The 18,607-nt window shown below is 48.9% G+C and carries 24 protein-coding genes, 1 pseudogene, 1 riboswitch and 1 other annotated feature; of the genes and pseudogenes, 11 read left to right on the plus strand and 14 right to left on the minus strand.

The window, feature by feature from the left end; translation table 11 throughout:
• Positions 1 to 24 precede the first annotated feature (24 nt).
• Both BBI15_RS12245 and BBI15_RS12250 read right to left on the minus strand, forming a co-directional pair.
• On the minus strand, positions 25 to 702 hold the full coding sequence (locus tag BBI15_RS12245) for a response regulator transcription factor (protein WP_068869888.1): 678 nt from the start codon (positions 700 to 702) through the stop codon (positions 25 to 27).
• Positions 695 to 2,083, minus strand: coding sequence for a sensor histidine kinase (locus tag BBI15_RS12250; protein ID WP_068869889.1), 1,389 nt, complete (start codon positions 2,081 to 2,083; stop codon positions 695 to 697). The genes BBI15_RS12245 and BBI15_RS12250 overlap by 8 nt, the downstream gene beginning before the upstream one ends.
• A gap of 802 nt (positions 2,084 to 2,885) precedes the next feature.
• Here BBI15_RS12250 and BBI15_RS12255 point away from each other — a divergent pair.
• Together BBI15_RS12255 and BBI15_RS12260 are read left to right on the plus strand one after the other, a co-directional pair.
• A complete protein-coding gene (locus BBI15_RS12255; protein ID WP_068869891.1) occupies positions 2,886 to 3,515 on the plus strand; it encodes a YdhK family protein in 630 nt (209 codons plus the stop codon).
• Positions 3,516 to 3,550: 35 nt separating this feature from the next.
• On the plus strand, positions 3,551 to 4,003 hold the full coding sequence (locus BBI15_RS12260; protein WP_068869893.1) for a DUF305 domain-containing protein: 453 nt from the start codon (positions 3,551 to 3,553) through the stop codon (positions 4,001 to 4,003).
• Between the two features lie 42 nt (positions 4,004 to 4,045).
• Here BBI15_RS12260 and BBI15_RS12265 read toward each other — a convergent pair whose 3' ends face one another.
• Entirely contained in the window at positions 4,046 to 5,299 is a 1,254-nt protein-coding gene (locus tag BBI15_RS12265; protein ID WP_084633040.1) for an MFS transporter, read from the minus strand.
• Between the two features lie 61 nt (positions 5,300 to 5,360).
• Positions 5,361 to 5,604 (minus strand) — a binding site (T-box leader).
• 72 nt (positions 5,605 to 5,676) lie between these two features.
• A complete protein-coding gene (locus BBI15_RS12270) occupies positions 5,677 to 5,976 on the minus strand; it encodes a hypothetical protein (RefSeq protein WP_068869895.1) in 300 nt (99 codons plus the stop codon).
• 338 nt (positions 5,977 to 6,314) lie between these two features.
• Between BBI15_RS12270 and BBI15_RS12275 the strand changes: the two genes are divergently transcribed.
• Positions 6,315 to 6,530 (plus strand): DUF6366 family protein, encoded by a 216-nt coding sequence (locus BBI15_RS12275; RefSeq protein ID WP_068869896.1) that lies wholly within the window; start codon positions 6,315 to 6,317, stop codon positions 6,528 to 6,530.
• Between the two features lie 31 nt (positions 6,531 to 6,561).
• Positions 6,562 to 7,062 carry a hypothetical protein gene (locus BBI15_RS12280; protein WP_084632884.1) on the plus strand — a complete coding sequence of 167 codons (501 nt, stop codon included), beginning with the start codon at positions 6,562 to 6,564 and terminating at the stop codon, positions 7,060 to 7,062.
• Between the two features lie 60 nt (positions 7,063 to 7,122).
• Here BBI15_RS12280 and BBI15_RS12285 read toward each other — a convergent pair whose 3' ends face one another.
• From BBI15_RS12285 to BBI15_RS12295, 3 genes are all read right to left on the minus strand, one after another.
• Positions 7,123 to 7,314, minus strand: a complete 192-nt coding sequence (locus BBI15_RS12285; RefSeq protein WP_068869898.1) for a hypothetical protein — start codon at positions 7,312 to 7,314, stop codon at positions 7,123 to 7,125.
• A 26-nt stretch (positions 7,315 to 7,340) separates the two neighbouring features.
• A complete protein-coding gene (locus tag BBI15_RS12290) occupies positions 7,341 to 7,673 on the minus strand; it encodes an NUDIX domain-containing protein (protein ID WP_335645713.1) in 333 nt (110 codons plus the stop codon).
• A gap of 307 nt (positions 7,674 to 7,980) precedes the next feature.
• Positions 7,981 to 8,598: a YczE/YyaS/YitT family protein gene (locus BBI15_RS12295; RefSeq protein WP_068869900.1), complete on the minus strand. Its 618-nt coding sequence runs from the start codon at positions 8,596 to 8,598 to the stop codon at positions 7,981 to 7,983.
• Between the two features lie 97 nt (positions 8,599 to 8,695).
• On the opposite strand from BBI15_RS12295, the gene BBI15_RS12300 reads away from it, so the two are divergent.
• The 6 genes and pseudogenes from BBI15_RS12300 (at position 8,696) to BBI15_RS12325 (ending at position 12,538) form a co-directional block, all read left to right on the plus strand.
• Positions 8,696 to 9,148, plus strand: coding sequence for a MarR family winged helix-turn-helix transcriptional regulator (locus BBI15_RS12300; protein ID WP_068869902.1), 453 nt, complete (start codon positions 8,696 to 8,698; stop codon positions 9,146 to 9,148).
• Positions 9,149 to 9,170: 22 nt separating this feature from the next.
• Positions 9,171 to 9,683, plus strand: a complete 513-nt coding sequence (gene paiA / locus BBI15_RS12305; RefSeq protein WP_068869904.1) for a spermidine/spermine N(1)-acetyltransferase — start codon at positions 9,171 to 9,173, stop codon at positions 9,681 to 9,683.
• A gap of 18 nt (positions 9,684 to 9,701) precedes the next feature.
• A pseudogene (locus tag BBI15_RS12310) lies at positions 9,702 to 10,316 on the plus strand (FMN-binding negative transcriptional regulator).
• Between the two features lie 66 nt (positions 10,317 to 10,382).
• A riboswitch (guanidine-I (ykkC/yxkD leader) is annotated at positions 10,383 to 10,478 on the plus strand.
• A 387-nt stretch (positions 10,479 to 10,865) separates the two neighbouring features.
• A complete protein-coding gene (locus tag BBI15_RS12315; protein ID WP_068869905.1) occupies positions 10,866 to 11,207 on the plus strand; it encodes a DMT family transporter in 342 nt (113 codons plus the stop codon).
• On the plus strand, positions 11,207 to 11,521 hold the full coding sequence (locus tag BBI15_RS12320; RefSeq protein WP_068869907.1) for a DMT family transporter: 315 nt from the start codon (positions 11,207 to 11,209) through the stop codon (positions 11,519 to 11,521). Before BBI15_RS12315 ends, BBI15_RS12320 begins: the two co-directional genes overlap by 1 nt.
• Before the next feature lie 120 nt (positions 11,522 to 11,641).
• Positions 11,642 to 12,538 (plus strand): 3-hydroxyacyl-CoA dehydrogenase, encoded by an 897-nt coding sequence (locus BBI15_RS12325; RefSeq protein WP_068869908.1) that lies wholly within the window; start codon positions 11,642 to 11,644, stop codon positions 12,536 to 12,538.
• A 120-nt stretch (positions 12,539 to 12,658) separates the two neighbouring features.
• Here the strand turns inward: BBI15_RS12325 and BBI15_RS12330 are convergent, their stop codons facing one another.
• The 7 genes from BBI15_RS12330 to BBI15_RS12360 form a co-directional block, all read right to left on the minus strand.
• Positions 12,659 to 12,910 carry a general stress protein gene (locus BBI15_RS12330; protein WP_068869910.1) on the minus strand — a complete coding sequence of 84 codons (252 nt, stop codon included), beginning with the start codon at positions 12,908 to 12,910 and terminating at the stop codon, positions 12,659 to 12,661.
• 141 nt (positions 12,911 to 13,051) lie between these two features.
• Positions 13,052 to 14,017 (minus strand): carbohydrate kinase family protein, encoded by a 966-nt coding sequence (locus BBI15_RS12335; protein ID WP_068869912.1) that lies wholly within the window; start codon positions 14,015 to 14,017, stop codon positions 13,052 to 13,054.
• Between the two features lie 32 nt (positions 14,018 to 14,049).
• Positions 14,050 to 15,519 (minus strand): glycoside hydrolase family 32 protein, encoded by a 1,470-nt coding sequence (locus BBI15_RS12340; RefSeq protein WP_068872591.1) that lies wholly within the window; start codon positions 15,517 to 15,519, stop codon positions 14,050 to 14,052.
• A 258-nt stretch (positions 15,520 to 15,777) separates the two neighbouring features.
• Positions 15,778 to 16,056 (minus strand): hypothetical protein, encoded by a 279-nt coding sequence (locus tag BBI15_RS12345; protein WP_068869914.1) that lies wholly within the window; start codon positions 16,054 to 16,056, stop codon positions 15,778 to 15,780.
• The gene (locus BBI15_RS12350) at positions 16,046 to 16,246 is read right to left on the minus strand and encodes a hypothetical protein (RefSeq protein ID WP_068869916.1); all 201 of its coding nucleotides are present in this window, start codon (positions 16,244 to 16,246) and stop codon (positions 16,046 to 16,048) included. Before BBI15_RS12350 ends, BBI15_RS12345 begins: the two co-directional genes overlap by 11 nt.
• 32 nt (positions 16,247 to 16,278) lie before the next feature.
• A complete protein-coding gene (locus BBI15_RS16585) occupies positions 16,279 to 17,181 on the minus strand; it encodes a hypothetical protein (protein ID WP_068869918.1) in 903 nt (300 codons plus the stop codon).
• Positions 17,182 to 17,231: 50 nt separating this feature from the next.
• Complete coding sequence (locus BBI15_RS12360; protein WP_068869920.1) at positions 17,232 to 17,717, minus strand: hypothetical protein; 486 nt, start codon at positions 17,715 to 17,717, stop codon at positions 17,232 to 17,234.
• Positions 17,718 to 17,964: 247 nt separating this feature from the next.
• Between BBI15_RS12360 and BBI15_RS12365 the strand changes: the two genes are divergently transcribed.
• Entirely contained in the window at positions 17,965 to 18,573 is a 609-nt protein-coding gene (locus BBI15_RS12365) for a hypothetical protein (RefSeq protein WP_068869922.1), read from the plus strand.
• Positions 18,574 to 18,607: the final 34 nt, after the last annotated feature.

An 18,607-nucleotide genomic window follows, 5' to 3' on the forward strand; every position in this document is an offset into this window, starting at 1 on the left:
TTTCCCGCTGGCTCTTTTGTGCGTTTATTCGGCTTCATTCAACCATTTATAGCCGACGCCCCAAACGGTCAGAAAATGCTTATCGATTGGAAAGCCGGATTGGCGGATTTTCTCCCGGACGTTGCGGACATGCGAATCGATCGTGCGCCCTTCTGTTTCAGAGTCATAGCCCCAGATGAGCACAATCAATTGGTCGCGCGAAAACACTTTGCCGGGATTTTTCAATAATTGCCCGACCATGAAGAATTCTTTCGGCGTCAGTTTGATGGGCGTGCCCAAATAGCTCAGCTCGAAGCGTTCCTCGTCCCATTTCAAGCCGCCCACTTCGATGATGTTTTTCGGCGCCTGCCGCCTGAGCAGCGCTTCGATGCGGGCGAGCAATTCTTCTTCGTTGAACGGCTTGGTGATATAGTCATCCGCTCCGAGCTTGAGCCCTTTGACGATATCTTCCTGCTGTTCGCGCGCCGTCAGCATGATGATCGGCACATCGGAAAAGCTGCGGATTTTGGCGCATAGCTCAAAACCGCTCATCTCGGGCATCATGATGTCGAGCAAGACGATATCGAACGCCTGCGTTTCCAAATAACGCAACGCTTCCCGTGGCCCTTGCGCTTTTGTGCATTGATACTGATGGGGCGTTAAATATAAGGACAATAAATCGAGCATGCGCTGCTCGTCATCGATCAATAAGATTTTATGCACGCCCGTCCCCCCTTTTCAATGTAATGGTGACCGTCGTTCCCGATTTCGGCGCAGAATCGATGTTGATGTGGCCGCCGTGCGATTCGACCAGCTCCTTGGCGATTGCGAGCCCAAGACCGCTGCCGCCAAACTGACGGGACCTGGATTTGTCGACGCGATACAGGCGGTCGAAGACAAACGGCAAGTCTTTTGGCGGTATGCCTTCGCCTGCGTCGGTCACGCTGAGTGTGATGGATTCCTCGTTTTGGCGCCCTTGCAAGATCACCGTAGTGTTCGGCTCGGAATGCTTGCGCGCATTGTCGAGGATATTCAGCAAGACTTGCTGGAAGCGCGCCGGGTCGATCCCCGCGGTGATTTCCGGATCGCATTCGACCGAAATCGTGATGTTCTTGTCATTGAATGCCGGGCGCACGAGCGCGGCGACCGAATGGCATAGCGCATCGATCTGCACTTGTTCTTTTTGGATCGAAAACTGGTTATGGTCGAGTTGTGCCAGTTCGAATAATTGCTTGATGAGCTTCGTCAAATGGCCGGTTTCCTCGCGGATGATCGCGAGGTATTCCTCCCGCTCTTGTTCTGTCAGTCCCGGGCGGCTTGCGATATCTGCGTAGCCTTTCATATAGGTGAGCGGCGTGCGCAGTTCATGGGAGATGCTCGCAAGAAAATCGTTGCGTTCTTGCTTGAGCCGGTCCAAATCATCGGATAGATGGGTGATGGCATTCGCCAGTTCACCGAGTTCGTCATTGCGTTCGATATGAAGCGCCACTTCGCTTTGGCCTTTGCCCAGTTTCTCGGTCGCTTCTTTCATGCGAATGAGCGGCAAGGTGATAAAGCGCGACAATAGGAATATGGTGATGACCGTCAATAGCACCGAGATCAAGCCGCCGAGAATGAATTGATTTCTCATGCGGTCGACCATTTCTTTAATATGGTTCGTTTCCGCGAACATAAAGACATGGCCGCGGTGCTCGCCTCCGATGGTGATCGGGCTGTCGGTCGCGATAAAGCGCTCGTCGCGCCAATTGTCCTCGAGGATTTCGCCTTGTTCCGGAATTTGTTCGATATCGGTATGGCCGAGCACGTCGAGCATTTCCGGTTCGATCCGGTCGGAATGGGTCAATTCGTTGCCGGTTTCATCCGTGATGATGACAACGAAGTCCGAGGAAGATTCCATCATCGCGACGTGGGACAATGTCGTTTCGTTGAAGCTATCTTCGAGCACTTCGCTATGGGTATTGCCCCTCGCGAGTAGGTTTGACATCACTTCATCGACGCGTTCGTTGACGTAGGTGATGTAGAGCGTCGAAAACAAGAACAATTCGATGCTGACGATGAAGACGAAAAATAATAGGCCGATTTTTAATGCCAGTCGATTGAACATATACTCCCTCTTTCAGCGTGTCCGCCTGAATTTCATCAGGCTTGCGCTTTCATCTTATGCTTAAACTTCGAGCTACGCGTTCCTTTGTCCTGCCCTAAGCAAAGACAAAGCAAGTTTATCCTTTTAAGTGTACCGGATAAGTTTCGAGTTTTTGTGCATATCCGGAAAAAACAGCTTGCTTCTATCACGTGAAAACTTAATTAATTTCCAGAAAGATAAATTGTCACGTTTCCTGCACACATTATGCAGAACTTCGGGGTAGCTTAATCATAAGGGCATGATTAAGGCTTTAAGCTGTGGGTGGTCTGCATCGCGGTACTCTATTGTCTTGAAAGCCAAAAATGTAATCTGCTCGTTTTATATAAGTTGAATTACTATTTTGTAGATTCCATCGCAATCGATATTCCGCAAAACAGATGAAAAGCTCGGCTCAACTCTCGCGCTGAACTAATTTAGGCACGTGTCCTAATGGACTTCAGCACTTCGTTGAAACAGAGTTGGAAAGTTACTTCCGTTTCTAATCCCCAAGGAGACTGAGCTGTTTTGCTTCATATCTATTGAGTAAGTCAGATGAAAAAGCGAAAGGCGGCGACTCCTGCGGGAGCAGTGACGGAGCATCGCGACGGAGCGACATGAGTCTTGAGACCCCGCAGGAAGCGCAGCGACCGAGGAGGCTCAAGCCATGCCCGCGGAAAGCGTCCGCCTGGAGCGATTTCATCACTTTCTCTAAGTGTATAGTTCAACTTGTATAGTATTCAATTTAATTCCAGGAAGCATACAACTAAGAAAAGAGGGGTAGAAAATGATTAAAGACAAGATGATGATGGGTGCGATGTCGATTGTGGCTGCTTTGGCGCTAGGTGCGTGCAACGCAGATCCTTCGCCTTCCGATGCACCGACGGATATGGACGAGCAGATGGATGAAAACATGGGAGAGAATTCCGATGAAATGAACGACCAAATGGATGAGAATATGGACGGCGAGGATGGCCATATGATGAACCATTCCGGTTCCGGTGACGTTCCGGATGAATTACAGGAAGCACAAGATCCAACGTATGAAGTGGGAGAACAAGCCATTATCGAGACGGATCATATGAGCGGCATGCAAGGCGCGGAAGCAACTATCGCCGGCGCATATGATACGACTGTTTACGTGGTGAGCTATACGCCTGAGGGCGGCGATCCTGTCGAAGACCACAAATGGGTCATCCACGAAGAATTAGAAGATGCACCTGAAGAACCCTATGCAGCCGGAGATGAAGTCGTACTCGATGCCGACCACATGGAAGGCATGGACGGCGCTTCTGCGACCATCGATTCCGCTGAACAGACGACTGTTTACATGATTGATTTCACAACAACCGATACTGAAGAAGAAGTGACCAACCATAAATGGGTCACAGAAGATGAATTAGCGCCTGTTGAGTAACACACGACCAAAAAATCATAAAGGAGAGAGAGATGATGAATAATTATTTGAAATTCGGAATTATGATCGGAACGTCTACCTTCATTATGTATTGGCTGATGTATTTGAACGTTTTCCAACTGGGTCATATTTTCTACAGCGAAACACGGCTCTATATGGCGCTGATCATGGGCTCTGTCATGGCAATCGTCATGCTGCTGTTCATGTGGCCGATGTATAAGAACAAGAAAGCGAATGTCGGGATCCTGGCCGGCAGCGCATTGATCTTTGCCTTATCGCTTTATCTCGTGCGCAGCCAGGTGTTGATCGAAGATACCGGCTGGATGAAAGCGATGATCCCCCACCACTCCATCGCGATTCTGACGAGTGAACGCGCGAACATTTCCGACCCGCGCGTGAGACAGTTGGCCGATGAAATCATCAAGGCCCAGCGCAAGGAAATTGACGAGATGAAGAAATTGATCGAGGATCTGGAGAATGAAGAGTAAACAAAGAGAAAGGCTTGCCGAATGTGGCAAACCTTTCTCTTTTTATGTGATAGAGCTGTCGCCTTTCATTGCAACTTCAGCCAGCTTGCTTTCTTTGGATTGCTTGAAACTCACCGCCACCAGCAATAGCGAGATCCCGAACATGACGGCGGTCGAGGCGATGACGACCGGCTGAACCGTCACAATTTCTGACGCAACACCGATAATCGCTGTCGTAACAATAATGAGCAATGCCTCAATAAGGCCGTAAACGCTGACAATCCTGCCCATGACCTCGACCGGGATATTGTTTTGTGTAAAGGTGTGAAACCCGGTGTTGGCAAAAGCGAGCGAAAACGCCAAGATGAAAAACCCGACCGCGGCTCCCATGAACGAGCTCGAGAACGCGTAGACAAGATACCCCGCCGATACCATGACCGAACCGCCCCCGATCAACGCAGCTACACTCAATCTTTTCGTGAAGACGGCATTGACGATGGCGCCAACGATGATGCCAGCTCCCGCGACGCTCACAAGAAATCCGTATTCACCGTCTGTCAGGCCGAGCACCCGTTTGGAGAACGTCGCTTCCTGCGAATCGATGGCCGTAGCCATGACCATCAGGCAGCTGAACAAAAAGAATACCGCCATGATGAGGGCATGGTTTTTGCTGAAAGCGATGACCACTCCCCAGTCGGCGCGGATTATTTCCCAGGACATACGCTCGGGGAGTTCCGTGGAGACTGCAGTTTCGAGCTTTGGCATGGAACTCAAAACAAGCGCGGAAAAAACGAGCGCCAGTGCGTTCAAGTAAATAGCCGTCAACGGCGTGCCCATCATGAACAAGACGCCCGCGACTGCCGGCCCGATGAGAAATGCGCCCGAATCGATCAGGCTGCGGAATGCGTTGAAGCGCTGACGGTTTTTCTCCGGAATCAGTTTGGTGATATACGTCATTGACGCCGGTTCAAACATCGAACCCGCCATATTGATGAGCAGCACGAATACGTAAATGAGCCATAACGTTGAAGCGAACGGCAAGCATGCGATAAGCACAGCCCGCACCACATCGAGCGTGATCATCAAATTGCGCTGGTTGGCCCGGTCGATGACGCTGCCTGACCAAAAGTTTGTCAACACCGCCGCCAGCGGCTTGACGATGTATAGACCCGCCACCGCAAGCGCCGATCCGGTCATATCGAGCACGGTCAAGTTCAAGGCGATCAAATACACCCACGCCCCGAAGTTCGCGATGCCGATGCCTGTGAGCAATATGGCTGGTTCCCGCCACTCCTTGTCATTCCATAGTTTTTTCATCTCCGCCACCACTTCCCGTTTCTTTAGGGCAAAGAAAAAATCCCGCCTCCAAGACAATTGTCTTGGGGACGAGATTCCGGTCGCGGTGCCACCCCTGTTCGCCCATATGTCGCCATATGCGCCTCATTCGGTACATGAGATCTATACCTGAGCTCGGTAACGGGAGCAGACGCCGCATCATCCCCGTCCGGTTCCGATGCGGTGCTCAGAGGCTTGTTTCACTGGCGCCCTTTTGCCCCGTTTCACCACCCCGGGGCTCTCTAGGAAATGGAATTGCCAGCTACTGTTCTCGTCATCGCACTGATTTTTGATTTTCATTAGATTACCACGAGCTAGACCGATCGGTACATAACAAGTTTCTGCCTGTTCGCTAAGAATCATTCAACGACAACCCGCGAGGCCAGAAAATAAGGGATATCGGGGGTAGTATCAAACGGTGTCACTTTGACGCGATCGCCTTTTTCAAGCTGCTCAAAGGAACTTGCGGCGCCGATGAATTCGGTATGGTCGGTCAGGAAGATTTCCTGGGTCGGGGCTTGCCGCGCATCATCGGACTCGACTTCCAGGATGAAGCTCGCCTCGGCCTTTTCAGCCACGGTTCCCTCCAGGCTTCCACAGCCCGCCAACAAAATCGATGCAATGATTATCAAGCCTATCAACTTCTTGATTGTCTCCACTCCCTTCCCTGCACTATTTTATGCACCGCTCACTTTTTAAAGCCTTCTATCGTTTTCTTCAACGCTTTCAATGCGAAATAAGCAAAGATGATGATGATAAGAAGCATGATGAGCATCGAAAGCGGCCCCATAGTATCGTCCCCTTTCATCCGAGATAATTTAAATGGATATTATGGAAAATATTGATAATTAAAGGTTATCATACATATTTATGCCAAGACATAGTTATTCTTAAGGAATTGAGGTGAAAACCACTAGTATTTATGTAACTTTTTGGAATAAAAATCGTATAGTTCTTTAGAGTGAACGTCAAAATGCTTTCTTGAGGAGGAACTAGAATGCCCGATCACCGTAAACCAGAATACCAACGCGACTGCCTTCAGCTGAAAGACCAAAAAGATCACGCCGGCAGCAATATCAACGACTCGACCCATCGCGCACAGAGCGGAATGCCCGATACACGCGGCATGGGATGGAGGGAAATCGGCGGGGTCATCTTGCTGCTGGTGATTTTGTTGATGGCTTATGGGGTGTATCAAGTGTTTTTCGGTTGAGTAGTTGGCGTAATAGAAAGGATTTGGAAAAGTGGACAAGAAGATTTTGATCGTGGTATTAAGCCTGATGGCGTTTGTCGGTTTGGTCGGCGGGACGCTTATTTTTCTAAAAAGCAACCCGCCGCTCGAAGCAATCACAGTAGCTTCAGATGAAAATCAGCATTTCGTCATTGTCGGAGTTGGCAATAAGGGCTGGGGGGACATCCAATTGACGGAAGTGGCCATAAATGATTTTGAACAGTCGGTCGCCAGTAAAATCCAGATGAGCAATACTGAGCTAGGGTTCGTCATGACCGACGATTTCGAGTCTGAAGAGGCGCATCCTTACCGCTTCACCGATATCGACGCAGCTGTCATTAAAACCGGAACTTCTCCCACTGAAACTCTGGAAAAACAGAACAACGGCACCGCTTCCGAAGACGATGAAACATACGGGCTTACGGTTGTACATGACGAAGCCATCCATGCCGTTCACATCAAATACAGCTATTTTGGCATCAGCTTGTTTGAAGAAGTGGAGATAGCTTTCTGATATGAAGTTAAAAAGAACGGCGCAGCTTATTGAAAAAGCTGCGCCGTTCTTATGTATTGTCTAATCTTCTCTCTGCTCAATCCGCCAAACGATGAACTTGACGATCTCGGCAACGAAAAAGGCGCCGAGCACCCACGGAATATAGACGAAGCCTGCCCCGTCAGCCAACATACCCGAGATGATAATCGCGATGATGGCACCGCCCAGGAATGACAGGTGGTAAGCCCGGTTTTCTTTTAAGAATTCTTTCATCACAACCACTCCCGTTCAACACAAGATCATTTTATAATCGGCAACTCTGTATTGTTCACCCAATCCATGATGATGCGTTCTTGGTGTGAATTGATCTTTGGCAATTCGCCAGGGCTGAAAAAACGGTGCCCGTGGCTTTCAGCGCCTTCCTGGATCAGCTCGCCTGAAAATTGCTGCGCGCGAAAAATGATTTGCACGCTAAAGACCTGGTCGCCATTTTGGTATTCGGCATAGCCTTCTTCTCCTGAATAAAGGCCGAATATCTGTAAGTTCACTGCTTGCAGGCCGGTTTCTTCATACGTTTCCCGGATGGCCGTCTCGAGGAATGTCTCTCCCGGTTCCATGACGCCGCCAGGAATCCCCCAGACGTCTCAGTCTTTTCGGTGCTGAAGCAAGATTTGGCCGTCCTGTTCCAGAATGATTCCGCAGCCGACCGTCATCAATAGATTCGAGCCGATCAACTGGCGCATGTCTTTTATATAATTCATAGAAACCTCCCCAATACATGTATCGTAAAACCTTAAATCGTCCCCTGGCTTGCTATTCTTTTTGGTCTTTATAATATACCAAAAAAATCCAACTACGAAATATAAAAATAAAGAAGAATTTAGATTCTCCTCTTTCGTCTTTCATAATCGATTTTTCACTAAGCCCTTGCATTTGATATTACGGTATAATCTGCCCTTTCGGCAGCAAGATACGGTCCAAAGTTTTCCCCGTCACAGGCATAATGGCGTTCAAGATGAGCCCGCCGAAACAGACAGTCAACACTGTCCCGATGCCGATTGGTCCACCGAAAAAAATGGCCAGGACCAGGAACATCAAATAGATGGCGGTTCTGGAGAAGAACAGATTGGTCTTCGCCAGTTCTTTTACGAGAAGCGTCAGACGGTCCACTGGAATCGGCGCGAAATTCGTGTGGAGATAAATTGCTGTGCCCACGCCTACTGCGAAGAGACCCGCTGTAAAGTAGAAAATCTGGCTGGTGATATCAACAGGTGCAATCGCTGTGCTCAATGTATGAAGCCAGAAGTCGATGCCAATCCCGACAATGACGGCGGTCATGATGCCGAGGAGTTCCGGTTTCTGCCGGCCGAGCATGGCGTTGCCGGCGATCATGATGGCAGCGATGATGATTTCCCAGCTTCCGACCGTCAAGCCGACATTAAAGCTGAGCCCGACCAATAATGCGTCGAATGGCGAAGTGCCAAGATCTGATAGTATCGTCAGCGCAATGCCAAATGACAGCAATAGCAGCCCCATCACATAAAAGAAATATTTCATTTTTTCCCTCCCCCTTCTTGCATTGTCCGAATGGTTCTTGTACACTCAATATAATTCATTATTGTTGCATTTGCAACATAAATTAAGGAGTTCCATTATGGCAGAAATCCTGCGCGAAATCGGCATGATTGCCCGTGCCCTTGATTCCATCAGCAATATCGAATTCAAAGAGCTCGAGCTGACGAAAGGGCAATATCTTTACCTCGTCCGCATCTGCGAAAACCCGGGCATCATTCAGGAGCAATTGCTCGACCTCATCAAAGTCGACCGCTCCACCGCGACGCGTGCACTCCAAAAATTGGAGAGCAACGGCTTTATTGAAAAACATAGTGACCCGGACAATAAAAAAATCAAAAAGATCCATCCGACCGAAAAAGCTCGCCAGGCCTACCCGTTCATCATCAGGGAAAATGAGCATTCCAATGCGGTCGCACTCGATGGCTTCACGGAAGAAGAAGCGGCGGAGGTCGAACGCTATTTGCGCCGCATCCGAAAGAATATCGAAGTCGATTTCGAATCGGTCAAAAAAGGCCAGAAGCGCGATTATTAACGAGCAAAAGGAGCGAATTTTCATGGCAAGCCTACGAAAATGCACAGCAAGTGATCTTCAAGAACTGCAAGACATCAGCATCCTCACCTATAAGGAGACTTTCGACGAGCACAATAGCGAAGAAAACATGAACGCCTATTTGGAAGCGGCTTATAATTTACCGAAGCTCGAGAAAGAACTCGCCACTCCCGCTTCCCATTTCTATTTTGCGATGGTTGACGGTGAAGTGGCAGGGTATTTGAAGATCAACACAGGGAATACGCAAACGGAACCGATGGGCGATACGGCGCTTGAAGTCGAACGCATCTACGTCAAGAAGAAATTCCAGAAAAACGGTGCCGGGAAAGTGCTGATGAACCAGGCGTTCGAGATGGCACAGAAGCTCGGCAAGCAGAAAATCTGGCTTGGCGTCTGGGAACATAACGACAACGCCCGCGCCTTCTATGCGAAAAAAGGCTTTGTCGAAACCGGCAGCCATTCGTTTTTCATGGGCGATGATGAGCAGACGGATTTGATTTTGACGAAGACACTTTAATTGGAAAGGCGGTCTACCATGTATATTCCGAAATACTATAAAGTGAATGACCCCGAAGAGATTCGCGAATTTATCCAGGCAAATGCGTTCGGCACCTTGATTACGACAAGAAAAGGGCGGCCGATCGCGACTCATCTCCCCTTGCAGTTGAAAAAGGAGGGCGAGGATTATTTTCTGACCGGCCATTTCGCCTATGGCAATCCGCAATGGCGAACGATTGAAGAGATGAACGAGATTCTCGTGACCTTCCAAGGCCCACATGCTTATATCTCGTAGTCCTGGTACGAGCAGAAAAACGTGCCGACCTGGAATTACCAATCAGCGCATGTCTACGGGACGGGGCGTTTGTTATCGGAAGACGAACTGCGGGCTGATTTAGTGACGCTGCTAGAAACTTACGAACAGTATCGCGACGAGCCGGTCCTATGGGACACTTTGCCGAAAGACATGCTAGAGCAGGAAATCAAAGGCATTATCGGCTTCCAGTTGAAGATCACCGAAATCCAGGCAGCTTACAAGTTAAGCCAAAACCGCACAGCGAAAGACTACCAAAACGTCATTGACGGATTGCGCCAAGAAGACCATCCTGTTTCACACGAAGTCGCGGACGTCATGGATAAGAGACGCCCGTAACCGGCGAACCCTTTTTGCTTGAAGTCCAGAACCGTTTCTTATATAACTAGGGTAATTGAATGATTAAAAAAGGTTTTCTAGGGTTCCGCAGCATAGCTGGCCTGGTCCGAGAGAAAACACACAGTACCTGCTGTGACACGGAGGGACAAAAGCCTGGGAGAAACTGTTTTTACAGTTCTCCCGGGCTTTTTATTTTAAAAGTATTTTATGAAATGACAAGTTAGGCAGCAAGATGTTTCACCAAGCCGCTGTGAACACCTTACTTAGCTTCACATTACTCTCAATCTTATTACTTTTATTCTTATGCATTCTATTAATCTGGATGAAAAGCGGAAGGTGGCGACTAATGAATAAGCGAGAGGAACTTGAGCTTGTTCATTTGCGACGCATCTGCCATGCAGATGTGGGAGCAGCTGCGTTTCGAACTGTTCCATCGGCGAACAAGAAGCGGCTCAAGCCATGCCCGCGGAAAGCGTCCACCTGCAGCGATTTCATTAGCTGATTTGCTTTTTAGTTTTTCACTTTATTTATCACATAGGAGGAATTCCAATGAATCTACAATGGGGAAAAGTATTGATCGCGGCATTGTTTGAAGTGGCGTGGGTGATCGGATTAAAGCATGCGGATTCAGTCAGCGAATGGCTGATAACGGTCGTCGCGATCGCGGTCAGCTTCACCTTACTCATCGATGCCGGAAACAAATTGCCAGTCGGCACTGTTTACGCGGTGTTTGTCGGGCTCGGCACAGCCGGGACGGTCTTGTCGGAAATCGTGTTCTTCAATGAACCCATCAATGCCGCAAAGCTGATACTCGTCGGGATTCTGCTGCTCGGCGTCATCGGCTTGAAACTCGTGACACCGGATGCTAAACCTGAAAGGAGTGAAGCGTGATGGCGTGGATTTCATTGATACTGGCAGGGATTTTCGAAATGGTCGGCGTGGCAATGATCAATAAATGGCATCACGACCGCAAATGGCAATCACTCGCCATGCTCATCGGCGGCTTTGTCGCGAGCTTCTTATTCTTATCACTTGCGATGGAAACACTCCCGATGGGAACGGCGTACGCGATCTGGACCGGCATCGGGGCGTCGGGTGGCGCGATCATCGGCATGCTGTTCTATAACGAATCGAAAGACTGGCGGCGCATCCTCTTTATTGCGATGGTGCTTGGCTCTGCCGTCGGGTTGAAGCTCGTTTCTTAATTAACAATGGCTAAACTCCCCCACTTCCGCTAGTATGGGAAGTAGAGATCATTGGCAGAAACATCCTTTTCTGCCAATACACCAAGACTTTCATCATCTATTCAAAGGGAGTGGGATGGAATGGATTTCAAGAATGTCACGGTCGCAGGAAGCGGTGTGTTGGGGAGCCAAATCGCTTTCCAAGCTGCGTATCACGGATTTGATGTCGCAGTATACGATATCACGGAGGAAGCTTTAACTCGTGCAAAAGAACGTTTCGAGGTGCTGAAGAAGCATTTCAAGAAGGATTTGAAAGCGACAGATGAACAACTGGATGCGGCATACGGCCGTTTGTCGTTCCATACCGATTTAGGCGAAGCAGTAGAGAATGCCGATTTGATGATCGAAGCAGTGCCTGAAGTGCTCGACATCAAAAAGGAATTTTATACAGACTTGGCAAAAGTGGCACCGGAACAGACCGTCTTTGCGACGAATACGTCGACGATGCTGCCGAGCACGTTCGCGGAATATACGGGACGCCCCGAGAAATTCCTGGCGCTCCATTTCGCCAACGACATCTGGCGCAGCAATACCGCAGAGATCATGGGACATGGCGGCACGGACGAATCCGTCTTTAACGACGTCGTCGAGTTTTCCAAAGCGATCGGCATGGTCGCGCTGCCGCTCCACAAAGAACAGCCGGGCTATATTTTAAACACTTTGCTTGTGCCGTTCTTGAATTCGGCGCAGTATTTAGTCGTCAACGGCATTTCGGATCCGCATACGGTCGATAAGACCTGGATGATCGCAACCGGCGCACCGCGAGGGCCATTCGCAATTTTGGATGTCATCGGCATCAACACCCCGTATCACTTGTCTGTCGCCAAAGCCAATGCCGGCGACGCGGAAGCGGCGAAAGTCGCGGACTATCTGAAAACGGAATTCCTCGACAAAGGCCGCATGGGCATCCAGAACGGCAAGGGCTTCTATGATTACCCGAACCCGCGTTATATGGATCCGGATTTCTTGAAGGAATGACATAGCAAAACCCGCAACCCCATGTGTGATCCACACGTGGGGTTGCGGGTTTCTTCAGTTTCTGGCGGTTATGACCGATAAGCTTATGCCTAGAGGTGTCGTTTCCGCCACATGCAAACACTATTGGCCGTGAGCTTGCTGCTCGGCATATAGGACGATTCCTTCATTTTCAAGAATGTCATGAAATTCTTCGATTTCCGTTTCGTGCGTCTGCACTTCTTCCTGGGTTTCAATCGCATTTAGGATATCCGCATTTTCCGCTAAGACATGGATATTATTTTTGGCATACCCATGCGATTTCATCCCTTCCACTTTCGCTTCAAGTTCCTGTTCAGTATAAGCTACTTCAAACACATGGTTTGTCGATTTCATACTAACCAGCCTCCAGTGAATTGTCTTGCTCCATGTTTACCCGTTTATCGAAAAAGCTAAAACAAGAACCACCCTTAAAGTGGTTCTTGCAAGACGAAATATTGGGCAGTCAAATCAATACCCTACTCTTCCCTCAATGATTTATTTCATCAATTCCAGCACCTCATCTTTCGTTGGCAGCGAAGAAATCGCCCCTTTTCCAGTCGTGGCCAGCGCCCCGCTGGCGTTCGCGAAAGCGAGAATCTCTCCGTGATGGTCTTTCAGCAACGCCTCCACATTGTCCTGTCCTGCCCCCAACTTCAATAATTGGTGCAGGAAAGCGCCGGTGAAGGCATCGCCCGCCCCTGTCGTGTCTTCGACTTTCACCGAATACCCCGCGGACGTGTATGTTTCATTTTGCAAATGAAGATCCGCACCCTTCGCGCCTTTTGTCAACACCACCGCTAATACATCGCCCGTGAACAAAGAGGCGATGGCGACCGACTCGTCCGCGATGCCGGTGATGAACTCCAGCTCGTCATCGGCGACTTTAAGGATGTGGGCTGTCGGGATGAATTCCTGGATGGTCTCGCGGCATTGCTTCGGATTGTCCCAAAGCGGCAGGCGGACATTGGGGTCGAAGCTGATGATCGCGCCATTCGTTTTGGCAGCCATGATCGCTTTCACATGGGCTTTTTTCATCGGGCTGTCGACGAGATCGACCGAGCCGAAATGCAGCACATCGCCTGGCCCGAACCAGCTGTCATCCACTTCGGAAGCTTCCAGAAGCAAATCCGCAGAAGGGTTCCGGTAAAACGAAAAGTCCCGTTCCCCGTCGCCGCGCAACGAAACGAACGCAAGCCCGGTGTTCGCTTGTTTGGTGCGGGCGATCTTGTCGGTTTTCACCCCCACTTCAGCAAGCCGTTCCAGCAGGAAATCCCCAAACGCATCCTTTCCCACTTTGGTGATTAGTGAAGACGTCCCGCCAAACTTGGCTACGGCCGCCGCTACATTGGCAGGCGCGCCGCCCGGCACCCGTGTAAATGACTCCACATCTTTCAGCGCGATCCCTTTTTGGTGCGGGATAAAATCGACCAGTATTTCACCGATCGAGAACAATTTGCCCATTCAGCACCTCTCCTTTTCCGAACCTGCATTTATCAATAGTCCCACTTCACCGCTTTAAAACCAGCTTGCCCGCCCTTTGCAAAGAACCGGATTTCCTGGCTCCGGATATCGGGGAAAATCCGGGCGGTAAACACTTCTTCGCCGTCGTTCACGAAAATCTCCGCGGATGAGGAATCGACGAACAAATGGAATTTGTAGACATCCCCATCGATCCGGCATTTGCGTTCAGTGCCATGCTTGCTGCCGATCACCTTGCCCGACGCTGCGCGGTCCATGATCACTTTCCCCTGGGCGGCATCGAATTTGATCACCGTTTTTTCTTCATTGCTTGCACGGAATTCAATGCCATACTCCAAGGCGTCCCCCCGTTCGAATTCGCAGACCAGTTCATAGGTGATTCCTGAGAATCCGTCCACTGCTTTCGTTTCATCCCGAAGTTCGCCTTGTGCCTCGGTTTTGGTTTTGCGCAGCGATTGGAGTTCGGGGATCGGCGTCTGGATGAGTTTGCCGTCCCGGAGCGTCAACTCCCGGAGGATCGTCAGGCAATTGGCCCACCCGCTGCTGTCGGTCGGATACTCGATTTCCGGCAATCCCATCCAGGCGACCATGAGACGCCTGCCATCCGGGGCTTTCATCGTATGCGGGGCATAAAAATCGAACCCTCTATCCAATTCGATGAAACCGCCATGGACGAGCTCCCGCCGCTCCAGGTCGATTTTCTCGCCGATCACATAGCCGGCCTGGTAAATGTTCTGGTACAGATCCCCTTGCGGCTCCAGCCCTTGCGGAGAAAAAATCAGGATGCCGCGATCGCCCATCTCGAAATAATCCGGGCATTCCCACATAAAACCGAAATCGTCCAGCTCGGTATCGAGCTCCCCTTCGAATTTCCATTCCAGCAAGTTGGATGAACTCAGTAAACAGACTGTCCCGGTTTTATCGGTTCGCTGCGCGCCGATGACCGCGTAATACTTGTCTTCCACTTTCCATAATTTCGGGTCGCGGAAATGTTCGGTATACCCTTCCGGCACTTGATCGAGCACGGATTTCTTCGATTTGATGATATTTCCTTCCTCGTCCATCAGCGCGATGCAGAGATACGGACGCCTCACGAGATTCTCATCCCGCGTATTGCCGGTGTAGAGCAAATATAATTGCCCATCGTGCTCGACCGCGCTGCCCGAATAGGCGCCGTGGCTATCGAAATACTCATCCGGCTTGATCGCGATCCCGACATTTTCCCAGTGGACAAGATCCGTCGATTTCGTGTGGTACCAGTACTTCAAGCCATGGAAAGGGCCGAGCGGATGCCATTGGTAATACAGATGAAACTCCCCGTTATAGAAACAGAAACCGTTCGGGTCATTGAGGAGCCCTGACACCGGTTGGATATGGAAGGTTTGCCGCCACGTGCAGCTATTGACCCTCAAAATCAAATTCTCGATGTCTTCCTCACTGACCTGGTCGAGCCGTATATAACTTTTCCCCCGCGGTAACTCCATCTTTGTCATTTCTCTCATTCTCCTTTATGAAAGCAGAATAAAACCGGAAATGAAAGCGCTTCCTTAATTAAATTGTATTATTTCCACAGGATATTATCAATGCAACGAACTTGGATCTTCACCTATTCCGAACGGATTTATGGAAGGAATGTGTCTAATGGCGGCTAAAGTGGCCATCCTTTCCCTATCCAGTTCAATAGGAAAAGCCATGCCGAGTTTCTCTCCTGTTTCGCATGGATTGGCCCAAAACTGCACAAGCTAGGACAGGAGAGAACCGAAAATCAGTACCAAGGCAATGATGGCCATGTTGATGAAGGTGATGGCAAAAGCACTGGCGGAAACAAGGTTTCGCTTAATTTTGTTAAGAATAAACATCATCGAAAAAATCAAGGTGATGGCTGCCCCGAATAGGATGAGATAGATCAACACGCCCGCTACGGCTTCAGATGATGCAGCGGCAATCGGGTCCAGGAAAACCATGAGCAAGGAAACCAGTAGGCTTAACAGTAGATAAATGGTGTTGAGGCTATTTTTCATCTTTATCCCTCCCCGCTTGTGAGCCTTTCATGTCGGAAACGCCGATAATGGGCGCAGTAATCAGGGCGCCGATATGGAGCCATGTCAGTGCCCAGTTTTCTCCCCAAGAAGTGAATAGATAAACTAAAGCAAAAAAAGCGATGATCAGAAATCCATACTTCTCCATCAACTTTACATAGGAATTGAACACACTGCCTCACTCCCCTACTATTTGCGCAGATTTCATTCCAGCTTGAAATCCAAGCTGCTGTGGCCGAGAAGGTCTTCCCCGTCCCGCCATAAATATTGAACCGAATATTGTCTGCCGAGTTCTTGTTCGTTGACCTTTATTGTTATTGCGGAATTGTCAGCAGCGATGGTTTCTTCGCTTATTTTATCTCCATTATCGTCAATCTCGATCAGTATAACTTCGCTAGGATTCGGTTCCATCGTTCCCCAGTCGATCACAATTCCGCTTCCTGCCTCCGCATCGCCCGAATGGACGTCGGGCACAGTATAGTTGCCATCAGCATCGCAATCATTCCAGCAAACTTCCGAATAGCTATGGTCGAATGTTTCGCCATTCGGTTCAGCGGAATCGATTTTCGTAATCGAAGGCATGTCCATATGCGTAAATCCTGGAAGCTGCCCCGCCCGTTGTCCTACAGGCTCTTCGATGACGACATTCCCGATATACTGGGCTTCATCCTCCCGATCGATAAACCTCACTTCCAACACGTAATTCCCTTCGGTTCGCGGAAAACGGAATTCTCTCATATCATTCAGTTCAAGCTCCGTTTTTTCCCCGCCTTTCCATAAGGCTGCCGTGATTGTCGGATCTGTCCAGATATCCCCGCCGTTTTCTTCATTCTCCTTGAAATCCAAAGAAGCCGGCTGATTTGGCGCGACCGTTATGGCCTCTTGCGATAAGCCGAACTCTTCGATGTCAACGACCGTTTCCGACACGTCTCCGCTCGATGAACTCCAATCGATATTGGCTTCGGCCAACGGCACAGGCTGGCCCCGTAAGCTGTCATCTGCCAATAAATACGCCCTCGGGACGCCGACATCGTAATCCTCGGCAAAGCAGCCGGACAGTGCCGACATCAGTAGCATGGCCGAAACGAGCTTCAAGCTTTTCTTCATATTAAAGCCACCCCTTGCAAATTTTGAACTGCCTTTCACGCAACCTCCCCTTATTTCGGCGTGAATTTCATGACCGCGTTGAACAGGTCAGATGTCGTTTCCTGCAATCCCCGCTCCTCGCCCTTGAAACTGTTGAGTAATGTATAGCCGAATACAACCCCGGCGATGGTTTGGGCTGTAGTGCCATTAAAGAGGATAAGGTTGAATGGATCATAAAAACTGGGATATGGGATGTTTTCGAGAGGCATGAATGGCAGAATGGATAGGATTATTACAGCAAATGTGGGTATGCCGATTGCCAAGAATTTACTCCAATCAAATCCTTGGATCCGCCGTTCTTTTCGTTCCAACATGAACTTAGGCGTCCGCAATAATAGGCCGATAACCACTGGAAACAGCGCAACATATATCCAATATGGCACTGGATTAAAGTTCATCTGCCCTCTTTCATTCACTAATTCCTGCAGCTGCAACCCTAGATACACGATAAATGCGATTGCGATGCTCCAAATGAAGTAATAAAGAAATCGTTTCATTTCTTTTCCCCCTTATTTTTGATTGGTAATAATATATACTGTTGTCAACAGACAAGCGTTTCGTTTTATTTTGAGGTTGAGGATAAGTAAAACGAGTGGAATCGCTTAATGAAATTGTTTCAGTGTGTTCGTCATTATCCTCTTCTCGATGGAGCAATGTGTTAAGTTCTATAAATATTCAATTCCATAATTTAACTATAACAGTTTGCTTCCAGAATCGATATACTCTTTAAAGAGGTGAGTGCTGATGAATCCCATTTATATATGCCAAGAAAGTTTTAATCTTAGAGATGAGTATTTTTTAATTGAGTCTGCCTCGAATCTCGCGAAATTATATATATCTCCGGTTAATGATGAATATTACGATATCGAAACGCAGCAAATTTTAATCCACTTACTCATAGCCCAAAACAGTTTTCCGATACATCTAACCATTGAACTGTTCTCAGGAGTATACGATGAGCTCAAAACCAGTTTTCAGAAACAAGCAATTAGTCATTCGATAACGAATAAACGGAATGGACGAAAAAATATCGCTCTGTTTCAGGCAATTCTAGAGAATCCGGATGCTATAGAATTTGCGATAACCAAAACCTTCTGGATTGCTAGTGCCAACCAATTTTACGCTCTTTCTTCCCCAGAGAGCTTGAGCTATTCTATGGTACAGACGACAGGATGGTTCAGCAGAAAAAAACAACTACTGCGCCCACATTTTAATACACAAGCTCTTACATCGTTAATCGTAATTTGGTATGACGGGAAGGGATTCAATCTTTATACTTCTGAAGAAAAATACGCCACCCCAGAAAATCTTGCCAGTCATTTTCCAGCAGATACACCGGTTGAGTTTGGATAAACCTACAAACAAAAAGAACCCCAACTGCGCGCCG

Origin of the sequence: Planococcus plakortidis (assembly GCF_001687605.2) — a bacterium.
Classification (GTDB): domain Bacteria; phylum Bacillota; class Bacilli; order Bacillales_A; family Planococcaceae; genus Planococcus; species Planococcus plakortidis.